Origin of the sequence: Rathayibacter sp. AY1E8 (assembly GCF_002931415.1) — a bacterium.
Classification (GTDB): domain Bacteria; phylum Actinomycetota; class Actinomycetes; order Actinomycetales; family Microbacteriaceae; genus Rathayibacter.
Map to the genome: position 1 here is coordinate 26,549 of NZ_PSVI01000035.1, position 12,736 is coordinate 39,284.

The window sequence follows — 12,736 nt, forward strand, 5'->3', positions numbered from 1 at the left end:
ATGAACCGAGAACTCAAACGGGTGAGCCTCGTCGTGCTGACGATGTTCGTGGCCCTCTTCCTCTCCACCACCACCATCCAGGTGATCCAGGCCGACTCCCTCGACGAGGACGGCCGCAACACGCGGACCCTCTACGAGAGCTTCTCGACCGAGCGCGGTGCGATCCTCGCCGGCGGTCAGCCGATCGCCTCCTCGACGCCGTCGGACGACCTCTACAAGTTCCAGCGGCAGTACGCGAACGGCCCGCTCTACTCCGCCGTGACCGGCTACTTCACCCTGAACCAGGGCACCACCGGCATCGAGCGCACGCTCAACGACTACCTCTCGGGCACCTCGAACTCGCAGTTCTTCGACGAGATCAACAACCTCGTCACGGGCCAGGACCCGAAGGGCGCGTCGGTCGAGCTCTCGATCGACCCGGTCGCCCAGCAGGCCGCCTTCGACGCGCTCGGCGACTACACGGGGGCCGTCGTCGTGACCGAGCCGGCCACCGGCCGCATCCTCGCGATGGTCTCGAAGCCCACCTTCGACCCCACCGCGCTGGCCTCCCACGACACCGACGACGTCCTCGCCGCCTACCGGGCGCTGAACGACGACTCCTCCGAGCCCCTCGTGAACCGGGCCATCGGCGGCTCGCTCAACCCGCCCGGCTCCGTCTTCAAGCTCGTCGTGGCCTCGGCCGCCCTCGAGTCCGGCCGCTTCACCGCCGACTCGAGCTTCCCCAACGTCGAGTCGTACACGCTGCCCGGCTCCTCGTCGCAGGTGATCAACTCCGGAGGCGGTCTCTGCGGCTCCGGAGAGACGGTCACGCTGGCCACCGCCGTCTCGCTCTCCTGCAACGTCCCGATGGCCGAGATGGGCGTGCAGCTGGGAGCGGACGCGATCCGCTCGCAGGCCGAGAAGTTCGGCTTCGACACCGAGCTCGAGATCCCGATGTCGGTCGAGGCGAGCATCTACCCGACGAAGACGGACGACGCCCAGACGGCCCTCACCGCCTTCGGGCAGTGGGAGGTGCGCGCGACGCCGCTGCAGATCGCCATGGTCTCCGCGGCGATCGCGAACGGCGGCGAGGTGATGCAGCCGAACCTGGTCGACTCGATCCGCTCGCAGGACCTCAGCGTGCTGCAGCAGTTCCAGGAGAAGTCGCTCGGCCGGGCGGTGAGCACGCAGACCGCGGACGCCGTCGAGGCGATGATGGTCGCCAGCGTCCAGGGCGGCGCGGCGACGAATGCAACAATAGGGGGCGTCACTGTGGCCGGTAAGACCGGCACCGCCGAGAACGGCGGGGACGACCCGTACACCCTCTGGTTCACCGGCTTCGCGCCTGCGGACGACCCGCAGTACGCCATCACCGTGCTCGTGGAGAACGGTGGAGGGCTCGGCCAGACCGGGTACGGCAACCTGATCGCCGCACCCATCGGACAACAGGTACTAGAGGCGGTGCTGAACAAATGAGACCCACGACAGGCCTCACCTTCGGAGGACGCTACGAGCTGCAGTCCCGGATCGCCATCGGCGGCATGGGAGAGGTGTGGCAGGCGACCGATCTGGTCATCGGCCGCACCATCGCGATCAAGATCCTGAAGGACGAGTACCTCGGCGACCCCGGCTTCCTCGAGCGCTTCCGCGCCGAGGCCCGCCACGCGGCGCTGGTCAACCACGAGGGCATCGCCAACGTCTACGACTACGGCGAGGAGGACGGCTCGGCCTACCTGGTCATGGAGCTCGTCCCCGGCGAGGCGCTCTCGACCGTCCTCGAGCGCGAGCGCGTCCTCTCGACCGACAAGGTCCTCGACATCGTCGCGCAGACCGCGCTCGCCCTGCACGCCGCGCACGCCGCGGGCCTCGTGCACCGCGATGTGAAGCCGGGCAACCTGCTCATCACGCCGGACGGCCGCGTCAAGATCACCGACTTCGGCATCGCGCGCATCGCCGACCAGGTCCCGCTGACGGCGACCGGGCAGGTCATGGGCACGGTCCAGTACCTGTCCCCGGAGCAGGCGAGCGGCCAGCCCGCCTCCCCCGCCACCGACATCTACTCGCTGGGCATCGTCGCGTACGAGTGCCTGGCCGGGCGCCGCCCCTTCACGGGCGAGTCGCAGGTCGCCATCGCGATGGCGCAGATCAACGACACCCCGCCGGAGCTGCCGGTCACGGTCGCGGAGCCGGTGCGCAACCTCGTCTACTCCTGCATCGCCAAGAAGCCGGCCGACCGCCCCGCCACCGCCGCGCACCTCGCGCGAGCGGCCCAGGCGCTGCGCTCGGGCGACGTGCGAGGAGCGGCGCTGGCCGTCCCCGCGGTCCTCAGCGACCTCCCCACGACGCAGGCGACCACGGTCCTCCCCTCCAACCAGGGCGCGACGCAGGCGACCACGGTGCTGCCCTCCGGCGCGCCCGCGGCCGCGGCCGCCGCTCCGTTCGTGCCGATCGAGGAGCCGCTCGAGCCGGCCGAGGAGCCGCGTCGCCGCAGCCCCTGGACCTGGCCGCTGATCGCCCTCATCGTGATCCTCGCCGTCGTCATCGCGGGCACGATCTTCGCCCTGACGACCGGCGGGAGCAGCGACCCGGCCGCCTCCCCCACCGCGCCGACCAGCACGGCCCCGTCGCCGACGCCGTCCGAGACTCCGAGTCCCACGCCGACGCCGACCTCGAACACGGTCGTCATCGACAAGGCCGACTACGTCGGGCGCTCCTTCGACGACGTCGAGACCGAGCTCGAGGCCCTGGGCATGGGCGTCCGCCGCGCGGACGGTCCGAGCGCCCCCACCGCCGAGCAGGTCGGACTCGTCGAGGACGTGAACCCCACCGCGAACGTGGTGAAGGGCACGACCATCGAGGTCTCCGTCTTCACCGAGGTCGCGACCCCGGACGCACCGACCGCCGTGCCGACCGTCACCCCCGCCGCCTCCAGCGTCGAGGCGGGCGCGACGTTCAACGTCACCTGGAGCAACTACAACCAGTGCCCGAGCGGAACCTCCGTGAGCGGTTACCGGGTGACCGCGACCGGTGAGGGCGCGAGCGTGACGAGCACCAACCCGTCGAACTCGACGACCGCGACGATCCAGGCCGGCACCACGGCGGGCACGATCGACGTCACGTACACCGTGCTCTGCGGCGAGTCGGAGTCGGCGGCCTCGCCCACCCTCTCCGTCACCGTCGAGGAACCGGCTCCGACCCCGGCGCCGACCCCCACCTCGAAGGCCACCTCGACGCCCACCCCCTCCGAGTAGCGGCGGCGCGCCGGGCCGGGGCACCGCTCCGGCCCGGCGCCTCGCGGCCGTCGCGTCGCGCCCCCGCCGGGAACACCAGGGGCCCATAGGTACACTTGCCGTGGCTCCTCGGGGCCGCACCACACGGAAGTACAGGGCGGGAGCGTGCGCGTGACGGATGAGGGTCGCCTGATCGCGGGACGGTACCAGGTCGGGCCCCGGCTCGGCCGCGGCGGGATGTCCGAGGTGTACCTCGGCACCGACACCCGGCTCGGCCGCACCGTCGCCATCAAGGAGCTGAAGCTCTCCCTCTCCTCCGACTCCGCCTTCCGCCTGCGGTTCCGCCAGGAGGCGCAGTCCGCATCGCGCATGTCGCACCCCACGATCGTCCGGGTCTTCGATGCGGGCGAGGAGGTCTCGCTCGACGACAACGGCGCCGAGTCGCGCCGGCCCTTCATCGTCATGGAGCACATCGAGGGCCGCCTCCTCAAGGACCTGATCGCCGAGGGCCCCCTCGACGTGGACGAGGCCGTCCGCATCACGGAGGGCATCCTCACCGCCCTCGAGTACTCGCACCGCGCAGGCGTCGTCCACCGCGACATCAAGCCCGGCAACATCATGCTGACCCCGTCGGGCCAGGTGAAGGTGATGGACTTCGGGATCGCCCGCGCCGTCTCCGACTCCGCCGCCACGGTCGCTCAGACCACGGCGATCCTCGGCACCGCGGCCTACTTCTCCCCCGAGCAGGCGAAGGGCGAGCAGGTCGACGCCCGCAGCGACCTCTACTCCGCCGGCATCGTGCTCTTCGAGCTCCTCACCGGCCGTGCGCCCTTCCGCGGCGACACCCCGGTGGCCGTCGCCTACCAGCACGTCAGCGAGACGCCGCCGGCGCCGAGCTCCATCAACCCGGCCGTCACCCCAGCACTCGACGCGGTCGTCGCCCGCGCACTGTCGAAGGACCGCTACGAGCGCTTCCAGGGAGCTGCGGAGTTCCGCGACGACCTGCGCGACGCCGCCGCCGGACGCCTCCCCGACCACCGCCCGATCGACGAGCTGACCACCTCGCTCTTCGCGGCCCGCAGCCAGGGCGGAGTCAACGACTCCGAGCTCGCCCTCCGCCAGCTGGCCGAGGACAACTCGATCGTCCGCACCCAGCGCCGCCCGCCGGTCCTCTGGATCTGGTCCTCGATCGTCGTGCTGGCCGTGATCGTCGCCGCACTCGTGATCTGGGTGCTGACGCTCCAGCCCGCGTCGACGCTGCCGTCGCAGTCGCGCGAGGTCCCCACCCTCACCGAGACCACCTACGACAGCGCGCAGTCGACCCTGACCGAGCTCGATCTCGTGCCGAGCCAGGTCGCGGAGTACAGCTCGACCGTCCCCGAGGGCGAGGTGATCCGCACGGATCCAGGCTCGGGCACGATCGTCGCGCCCGAGACGGTCATCCGCATCGTCGTGTCCCAGGGTCCGCAGCCCGTCGCCGTGCCGGACACCGTCGGGCAGAGCCTCGCCGAGGCCATCGACGCGCTCACCGCCGTCGGCTTCGTCGAGGGCTCCCAGACCCGTGAGAACTCGCCGACCGTCCCGGGCGACGTCGTGCTCTCCGCCTCCCCCGGAGCGGGCCAGCAGGTCGCCCCGGGCACGCCGGTCGACCTCACCGTCTCCTCCGGCCAGGTCACGCTCCCCGACCTCGTCGGGACGTCCCTCAGCAGCGCGCTGGCCACCCTCGCCTCCGAGAAGCTGCAGCTCGTGGGGGTCGAGGTCCCGGACGAGACCTGCGACGCGACCCGGGCGAACCCGCCCATCACGACCCAGTCCCTGGCTCCGGGCGACGTCCCGCAGGGATCGACCGTCCAGCTCGGCTACTGCGCGGGCTGACCCGGCCTGCGGCCCGCTGCGGCTGCGGCGTCGGCCGACGGTGCCCGGTGGAGGCCGGGCCGCTGCTCTGCGCGCCGAGAAGGGCTCGTCCGGACGTCGCTCGTCGGGTTCGATGCTCCACGGGGCCGACTGCCCCGAGGTGAACCGCTACGCCCGGCGTGCGTCGGCGAGCGGGGGCTGGAGCCGCACGACCTCGCCCGCTGCCGATCCGTCCGCGGGGCGTGCGATCCTGCCGCGGATGTCGCTCGGGGTGAGCCCCTCGCGGCGCTTGAGCGCACGGCGGAGGTGGTCCGCCGAGGAGAATCCGGACGCGGCGGCGATCGCCTCGAGCGGGACCTCCCGCGGGCGGCGGCGCAGGAGCTCCACGGCGCTGGCGACCCGGGAGCGCTCGATCTCGCTCGCGACCGTGGTGCCCGCGTCCTCGAAGAGCCGCTGGAGGGAGCGGGTGGACACGTTGACCGCGTCGGCCACCGCCTCCGGGGTGCAGCGCGGCGTGCGGTGCGTCCGGTCGATGACCGTGCGCGCGCGCCCGAGCGTGGCGGCGCGCACGCTCGTGGTGCCGGGCTGCGAGCTCGCCGCCGCGAGGAACGCGCTGGTGAGGAGCTGCTTGACAACGTGGGCGAAGCCGGTGACCTCGCCCTCGCCGGGCAGCCCCGTCCCGGACTCCGCCGCGAGGGCGAAGGCGGTCGTGAAGGCGTATGCGGCGCGGGTGGACCGGGCGTCGGGGTCGAGCGCGTAGACCGGGGCCGACGTGTCGAAGCCGTAGCGGCGCATCTCGTCGGCGCGCAGCGAGAGGTGGAGGATCGTGGCCGGAGTCGTCGACTCGGTCGTGAACGTCGTCGTCCCCTGCTGGTACGAGATCGAGCCCGGACGCAGCAGCACCGTTCGGTCCGGGGCGACCATGCGCACGAAGCCGTCGATGAGGAAGCTGAAAGTGAGGAAGGAGGTGTCGTCGGCCGGCCACGTCCCGCGGAGGACGCGCAGCGGCGAGACCGTCATCAGCACGACGCTCAGATCGGCGGTGCCGAATCCCGAACCGGTGATGCTCGGAACGGTGCCGGGTTTGACGACGATGCGCGGTCCGAGATTCTCGAGCTCTCGGATTCCCGAGAAAGCCCAGGAGATCGATGCGACCATCTGGTCCCCCCGGACTTCTCTTGTGGCGCCGACCCCCTGTCGACGCCCTCTGATTATGCAGGGAAAAGGGGCCGCATCCTCCGCCGGGAGCCCGTCAAATCCCGCCACCTGATCGGGGGGTGCGCAAGGGGGTGGACAAGGTCGCGCTCATACCCTGTCAGGGCGGACTCCTCAGCGCACGACCAGTTAGCCGTCACATGGCGGTTTTCTGCGTGAGAACGCGCTCAGGGCTTCATCCCCGTTCGGGGGACGACCGACACTGATCATTCTCAATGCTCTCGACTCGATAACGAGCCCGATAAGCCCGGCGAATTCCAATTCATCGAGCCGGGATCGAGAGTCCGGGCGTGTCGTCGGCCGATACGGACGCTCCGCCCGGCCTCACCTCGCGCAGCCAGTTCTCGAGAAGGCGCCGCCCGCCCTCGGTGAGGACCGACTCCGGATGGAACTGCACGCCCACGAGCGGAGCACTCCGGTGCCGGACGGCCATGACCACTCCCTCCGGTGTCCGCGCCGTCACCCGCAGCTCCTCGGGAAGGCTCTCACCGTCGACCGCGAGCGAGTGGTACCGCATCGCGGCGAATCCGGAGGGCAGGCCGTCGAAGAGCGGATCTCCGTCGTGGAGGACCGCGGACGTCCGGCCGTGCAGCAGCTCCGGCGCCTCCGTGACGCGGGCGCCGAGAGCGTGGGCGAGCACCTGGTGGCCGAGGCAGACTCCGAGCAGCGGCCGCCCGGTCGCCTCCGCCCGCTGCACGAGCGCCGTCGACGCGGGGACGTCCCCGGGACGGCCCGGCCCGGGTGAGACCAGGACTCCGTCCGCCTCCTCCGCGCGAGCCAGGAGCGCCGTCGTGCCGAGGTCGTCGCCCTCGACCACGTCGACCTCGGCACCGAGCTCGCGGAGGTACGAGACGAGCGTGAAGACGAAGCTGTCGTGGTGGTCGACGACCAGGATCCGCGGGGCCGCGCCGGCGGTCACGAGCCGACGGTCACGTTCCGGTCGAGCACGAGCGACTGCACCCAGGGGAACACCCACTCGTCGAGCGCGACCAGGACCGCCGCGACGAGGACGAGGACGATCAGGAGCCGGACCCACCACGGCCCGGGCAGGAGCCGCCACAGCGCTGCGTACACGGTCAGCCCTCCTGAGCCAGAGAGGCGGCGATCTCGGCGGGGGCGCCTGCGGACCGCGGCTGGAACGAGTCGAAGACGCCGTACGCGATGATCCGCTCGGCCGTCGAGTAGAGCGGGTTGCAGCTCGTCAGCGTGATCAGGCGGTCGGTCGGAGCCGCGTCCGGAGTCCACGGGACGGGGTCGATCACCTGGACGTCGGAGGGCTGGACGTACTCGAGGTTGCGGAAGCGGTAGGTGTACCAGCCGTCCGCCGTCTCGATGTAGATCGGGTCGCCGAGCTGGAGCTCGTCGATCAAGTGCATGCCTCCGCCGTACGCGCTGCGGTGCGCGGCGAGCGCGAAGTTGCCGGCCTGGCCGGGCATCTGCGTCCCGGGGTAGTGGCCGATGCTCCCCTCGTCGAGCACGTTCTCGGCGTCGATGCCCTCGGCGATCGTGCGCACCCACCCCTCGCCGTATCGCGGGATGTAGAGGTTGCCGAAGGAGGTGTCGAGGGCGGCGACCGACGCGACGACCGGCTCCGCCGGGGCGGCCTCGGTCGGCTGCGGTGCCGGAGAGGAGTCGCCCCAGGTCTCGCGGAGCTCCGCGGCCTGCGTCGTCTGCCGGCCCGCGATCACCGCGTCGTTCCACCAGAGCTGCCAGGCCAGGAAGAGCAGGATCAGGACGCCGACGGTCATCAGGAGCTCGCCGACGACTCCGAAGAACGAGAGTCGTCGGACCGGGCGGGCCCTCCGTCGCTTCGCTCGCGGCCGCAGAGCCGCCCCGTCGGAGTTCTGGGCGGTCATGCGACGAGTCTAGGCGCGAGCCGTGACCGGCTGTGGCGCATGATCCGGACCTGTGGAGAGCCCTCCCGAGTCGCCGCCTGAGGAGGGCCGAGGGGACCACTCGAGCGCCCGCACCGGCCGCTCCGCGAGTCCGCACAGCACCCGCGCAGCCCCAGCGCTCCCGGCCCGGAGCCTCCGCCCGGTACAGTGGTCGGCATGGCACGAGCGACGAAGAGCCCGAAGCCCGAGCGCGACGAGGCCCGGACCGGCGAGAACGCACCGAATCCGGTCTGGTTCAAGCCGGTGATGTTCGGCTTCATGCTGCTCGGACTCGCCTGGATCATCGTCTTCTACGTGAGCCAGGGCACCCTGCCGATCCCCGATCTCGGCAACCTCAACATCCTGATCGGCTTCGGCATCGCGTTCATCGGCTTCCTGATGACGACGCGCTGGCGCTGAGCCTCCCCCAGTCGTGAACGACGCCCCGTCCGGTCCGCCGACGGGGCGTTCGTCGTCGGTGGAGCGTCTGCGCGCCGCCGGCTGCGTCTTCGCCGAGGAGGAGGCGGGCCTGCTCGAGGAGGCCGCCGACTCCTCGTCCGACCTCGAGCTGCTGCTCCGACGCCGCGAGACGGGCGAACCCCTCGAGCAGATCCTCGGCTGGGTCGCCTTCCGCGGCCTGCGCGTCCCCGTCGCACCCGGCGTCTTCGTGCCCCGCGTGCGCACCGAGTGGCTGGTCGACTGCGCCCTGGAGGTCCTCCCGGACGGCGCCGTGGTGCTCGACCTCTGCTGCGGATCCGGCGCCCTCGCACGGTCGATCGCGGAGGAGCGGCCGGACGTCCGCCTGCTCGCGGCCGACCTCTCCCCCGCCGCCGTCGCCTGCGCGCGCCGCACGCTCGCAGGCCGCGCCGACGTCCACGAGGGCGACCTCTTCGACGCGCTCCCCCGGAGTGAGCGCGAGCGGATCGACGTCGTGGTCGTCAACGCCCCCTACGTCCCCACCGCGGCGATCGCGCTCATGCCGCCGGAGGCCCGGGTGCACGAGCCGATGCTCACGCTCGACGGCGGGTCGGATGGGCTCGCCCTGCACCGCCGTATCGCTCAGGAGGCGGGGGCGTGGCTCGCACCCCACGGCGTCGTCGTGATCGAGGTCGGCGCGGATCAGGCCGCGGCGAGTGCCTCGGCGTTCCAGGCGGCCGGGTTCGCCACCTCGCTGCACCGCGACGACGACCGTGAGGCGACGGCCCTGGTGGCCGTCCGTCGGAGAACTACACCGCTGTAATTATCCCCAGCTGTGGAATCTCCTGTGGAGAACTCCGCGGTCCCCGCCGCGCTGGCCTGCTCGAGGTGAGGAGGCCCCGGATCCGCACCAGTCCGCCGGTCCTCGGACGCGCCGCCGTCCCCGGATCGTCCTCCCGAGGAGGACACCCGGGACGTTCTCCCCAGTGTTAACAACTCTGTGGATAACTTCCTCCCCACCTGTTGAGAGCACCTGTGGACAGCGGTGGAGACGGTCGCCGCGGGAACGACGAAGCGGCGGGCCCGGGAGTGCGCGAGGCACTGCCGGACCCGCCGCTGCGGGAGGGGGGATCAGCCGAGGACGTAGGCGCCGGCGGTGATCGCCACCAGTCCGACTCCGATGAGCCCGACGAGGAGGTTCTGCGTGCGCCGCTGGGCGCGCTGCCGGGTCTTCGTGAAGACCAACCCGATGAGCGCGCCCGCCACCAGACCGCCGACATGCGCCTGCCACGCCACGTTCATCCCGGGCAGGAAGCCGATGACGAGGTTCAGTCCGACCAGCACCAGCAGCTGCGACGCCTGACCGCCCAGGTGCCGGAGGATCACCAGGTACGCGCCCATCAGCCCGAAGATCGCACCGGAGGCGCCGATCACCGGGGTCAGCGGGTTCGCAAGGAGCAGGACGCCCACCGACCCGGCGAACCCGCTCAGGAGGAAGAGGGTGAGGTAGCGCCCGCGGCCCAGCATCCGCTCGAGCACCATGCCGAACACCCACAGCGTGTACATGTTCAGCACTAGGTGGAACGGGATGACGATGAAGAGCGACGTGCTGTGGAGGAACACCGAGGTGAGCATCCGCCACGGCTCGAAGCCGGCGCCGAAGCCGGGGAGCGTGTAGGCGGGGGCGTACAGGAGCGCGTTGACCGCCGGCCCGCCGACGAAGGGGAGGATCTCGACGATCCACAGCACGATGCAGAGCGCGATGATCGCGTAGGTCACCGTCGGCTGGTCGGCACGGGTCATGGCCCGCACGCGGGAGAGGAGGGGACCGCGGGTGCGCGGCGCGGTGGCGCGCTGCTGCGCCATGTCGTCCGGGCAGATCACGCCGACCGGAGCGGGCGTCTGGCACTCGCCGCAGATGGTGCGGCCGCACCGCTGGCAGCGCACGAAGCTCTGCCGGTCGGGGTGTCGGTAGCAGGAGTAGGTGCTGCTCGGCGGGACCTGGGTCACGGACGTGCCTCCGGGGAGAACGAGGGCCGGGCCCTGACGGACCCGGCCCTCGAATGAGTGGTGGATGAGGCGATCAGACCTCGGTGATCTCGACGCTCTCGATCACGACGTCCTCGAGCGGCTTGTCACGGCCGTCGGTGGGGACCGCCGAGAGCGACTGCACGAGCTTCTTCGACTCCTCGTCGGCGACGGCGCCGAAAATGGTGTGCTTGCCCTGGAGCCAGGTGGTCGGCGCCACGGTGATGAAGAACTGCGAGCCGTTGGTGCCGCGGCCCGCCTGCTTGCCGGCGTTCGCCATCGCGAGGATGTAGGGCTGGGTGAAGTCGAGCTCCGAGTTGATCTCGTCGTCGAACTGGTACCCCGGGCCGCCGATGCCCTGACCGAGCGGGTCGCCGCCCTGGAGCATGAAGTCGGGGATGATGCGGTGGAAGACGGTGCCGTTGTAGAGCGGCTCCTTCGTCTTCGCACCCGTGGCGGGGTGGGTCCACTCGATGTCGCCGGTCGCGAGACCGACGAAGTTGCGGACCGTCTTGGGAGCGTGGTTCCCGTAGAGGTTGACGACGATGTCGCCCTTGTTGGTGTGGAACGTCGCGACTGCGGTGTGCAAAGGCATGCTCGGATTCTCGCACAGCGCGTCTGTAGGCCCCTGCAACGCCCGGTGTCAATGCGCTGGGTGCGCGATGCGGACGCCGATCGATGAGTGGCAGTATTGAGGCGTTCGCTGCTCGTAGCCGATGGAGGACCAACATGGGTCTGTCACGTAAGCACAAGAAGGACCTCAAGCGTCTTCGCAAGAACGCCGAGGCGGTCTGGGGCGAGCAGCAGGAGGTGCTGGCGCACGCGGCCTCCGTGCTCGAGAAGAGCCGCCGCCACGCGTCGAAGTACGCCAAGAAGGAGCTCGTCCCCTTCGTGAAGGACACGTACGACTCGCGCGTCAAGCCGGTCTACGACAACGGCGTCTCGGCCGTCGAGGGCACGTACTCCTCGGCCCGCCACGCCTACAAGCACAAGGTCGTCCCGACCTTCGCCGCTGTCGGTGGCACGGCCGCCGCCGCCTTCGAGGCCGCCAAGGACTCGAAGAACCGCGCGAAGCTCGCCGAGATCTCGAAGGCGCGCTGGGAGGAGCTCACCACTCCCCCGAAGAAGAAGAACAAGGTCGGCACGGTCTTCGCGATCGGCGCCGCGCTGGTCGCCGTCGGCGGCATCGGCTACGCCGTCTGGCAGACGTTCCGCGCCGACGACGAGCTGTGGGTCGCCGAGGACGAGCCGCAGAGCGCCGCGCAGAACGCGGCCTCGACCGCTTCCTGACGTTCTCGTCGCTGGAGCCGGGCCCCTCAGGGGGTCCGGCTCCTTCGCATGCCCGGGTTAGGCTTCTGCGGTGGACATCCGGGTCGCCGCGTACGGCGTGATCATCGACGGTGAGCGGATGCTGCTCGCGCACTGGAGCCAGGGCCCCTGGTCGGCCTGGACGCTTCCGGGCGGCGGGATCGACGAGGGCGAGTCGCCCGCCGACGCCGCGGTCCGCGAGATCTTCGAGGAGACGGGCTACCGTGCCGAGCTCGAGGCCCTCATCGGCGTGGACTCGCACGTGATCCCCGCGCACCGCCGCAGCGATCCCGAGGCCGGCCCCCTGCACGCCATCCGCGTCGTGTACCGCGCCCGCATCGTGGGCGGCGAGCTCACGCACGAGGTGGACGGCTCCACGGACGCCGCCGCCTGGTTCCCCCTGAGCGACGTCGAGGAGCTGGAGCGCGTCGAGCTCGTCGACGCGGCCCTGACCATGAACGAGGCCTGGCTCCTCCGCTGACGGTGCCCGGGAATCCCCGGCCGCGCCCCGGCGTTCCCTTCGTCGTGATCGTCGAGCTCTACACCTCCGCCTTCTGCGGCGCCTGCCATGCCGCGCGCTCGGTGCTGGAGCGTGCCGCGGAGCTCGTCCCCGCCGCCGAGATCCGCGAGCGCGACGTGGCCTTCCACCCCGTCGAGGCCGAGGCCGCCGGCATCCGCTCGACGCCCACGGTCGTCGTGCGAGACACGGCCGGAGAGGTGGTCTTCCGGGCGGAGGGCGCCGAGCAGAACGACGGTGCTCGCGAGCGCGGCGCGACGGTGCATGGGTCCTCCCGCGGCCACCCTACGCGGGCAGGGCGAGTGCCAGAGCGG

The 12,736-nt window shown here is 71.2% G+C and carries 14 protein-coding genes; 8 read left to right on the plus strand and 6 right to left on the minus strand.

Annotation, left to right across the window (positions count from 1 at the left end; translation table 11 throughout):
- The 3 genes from C5C74_RS11420 (at position 1) to pknB (ending at position 5,084) form a co-directional block, all read left to right on the plus strand.
- Complete coding sequence (locus C5C74_RS11420; protein WP_104222661.1) at positions 1–1,455, plus strand: penicillin-binding protein 2; 1,455 nt, start codon at positions 1–3, stop codon at positions 1,453–1,455.
- Positions 1,452–3,230 (plus strand): serine/threonine-protein kinase, encoded by a 1,779-nt coding sequence (locus C5C74_RS11425; RefSeq protein ID WP_104222662.1) that lies wholly within the window; start codon positions 1,452–1,454, stop codon positions 3,228–3,230. Before C5C74_RS11420 ends, C5C74_RS11425 begins: the two co-directional genes overlap by 4 nt.
- A gap of 150 nt (positions 3,231–3,380) precedes the next feature.
- Positions 3,381–5,084, plus strand: coding sequence for a Stk1 family PASTA domain-containing Ser/Thr kinase (gene pknB, locus C5C74_RS11430; protein WP_104222663.1), 1,704 nt, complete (start codon positions 3,381–3,383; stop codon positions 5,082–5,084).
- A 147-nt stretch (positions 5,085–5,231) separates the two neighbouring features.
- Here pknB and C5C74_RS11435 read toward each other — a convergent pair whose 3' ends face one another.
- The 4 genes from C5C74_RS11435 to C5C74_RS11445 form a co-directional block, all read right to left on the minus strand.
- Positions 5,232–6,221 carry a helix-turn-helix domain-containing protein gene (locus tag C5C74_RS11435; RefSeq protein WP_104222664.1) on the minus strand — a complete coding sequence of 330 codons (990 nt, stop codon included), beginning with the start codon at positions 6,219–6,221 and terminating at the stop codon, positions 5,232–5,234.
- A gap of 319 nt (positions 6,222–6,540) precedes the next feature.
- Positions 6,541–7,197, minus strand: a complete 657-nt coding sequence (locus C5C74_RS11440) for an aminodeoxychorismate/anthranilate synthase component II (protein WP_104262581.1) — start codon at positions 7,195–7,197, stop codon at positions 6,541–6,543.
- Positions 7,194–7,352 (minus strand): hypothetical protein, encoded by a 159-nt coding sequence (locus tag C5C74_RS17470; protein WP_167299010.1) that lies wholly within the window; start codon positions 7,350–7,352, stop codon positions 7,194–7,196. The genes C5C74_RS11440 and C5C74_RS17470 overlap by 4 nt, the downstream gene beginning before the upstream one ends.
- 2 nt (positions 7,353–7,354) lie before the next feature.
- Complete coding sequence (locus tag C5C74_RS11445; RefSeq protein ID WP_104351567.1) at positions 7,355–8,134, minus strand: class E sortase; 780 nt, start codon at positions 8,132–8,134, stop codon at positions 7,355–7,357.
- Positions 8,135–8,329: 195 nt separating this feature from the next.
- Here C5C74_RS11445 and C5C74_RS11450 point away from each other — a divergent pair, with 195 nt between their 5' ends.
- Together C5C74_RS11450 and C5C74_RS11455 are read left to right on the plus strand one after the other, a co-directional pair.
- On the plus strand, positions 8,330–8,572 hold the full coding sequence (locus C5C74_RS11450; protein ID WP_104222667.1) for a cell division protein CrgA: 243 nt from the start codon (positions 8,330–8,332) through the stop codon (positions 8,570–8,572).
- Between the two features lie 13 nt (positions 8,573–8,585).
- Positions 8,586–9,392: a putative protein N(5)-glutamine methyltransferase gene (locus tag C5C74_RS11455; RefSeq protein WP_181134694.1), complete on the plus strand. Its 807-nt coding sequence runs from the start codon at positions 8,586–8,588 to the stop codon at positions 9,390–9,392.
- A gap of 308 nt (positions 9,393–9,700) precedes the next feature.
- Here the strand turns inward: C5C74_RS11455 and C5C74_RS11460 are convergent, their stop codons facing one another.
- Together C5C74_RS11460 and C5C74_RS11465 are read right to left on the minus strand one after the other, a co-directional pair.
- Positions 9,701–10,579, minus strand: a complete 879-nt coding sequence (locus C5C74_RS11460; protein ID WP_104222668.1) for a rhomboid family intramembrane serine protease — start codon at positions 10,577–10,579, stop codon at positions 9,701–9,703.
- 73 nt (positions 10,580–10,652) lie between these two features.
- The gene (locus C5C74_RS11465) at positions 10,653–11,192 is read right to left on the minus strand and encodes a peptidylprolyl isomerase (RefSeq protein WP_104222669.1); all 540 of its coding nucleotides are present in this window, start codon (positions 11,190–11,192) and stop codon (positions 10,653–10,655) included.
- Positions 11,193–11,326: 134 nt separating this feature from the next.
- Here C5C74_RS11465 and C5C74_RS11470 point away from each other — a divergent pair, with 134 nt between their 5' ends.
- The 3 genes from C5C74_RS11470 to C5C74_RS11480 form a co-directional block, all read left to right on the plus strand.
- Complete coding sequence (locus tag C5C74_RS11470; protein ID WP_104255643.1) at positions 11,327–11,887, plus strand: hypothetical protein; 561 nt, start codon at positions 11,327–11,329, stop codon at positions 11,885–11,887.
- Positions 11,888–11,957: 70 nt separating this feature from the next.
- Entirely contained in the window at positions 11,958–12,386 is a 429-nt protein-coding gene (locus tag C5C74_RS11475; RefSeq protein WP_104222671.1) for an NUDIX hydrolase, read from the plus strand.
- Positions 12,387–12,388: 2 nt separating this feature from the next.
- Positions 12,389–12,736 (plus strand): thioredoxin family protein (locus C5C74_RS11480; RefSeq protein ID WP_258064154.1); only part of this gene is annotated, 348 nt, incomplete at its 3' end.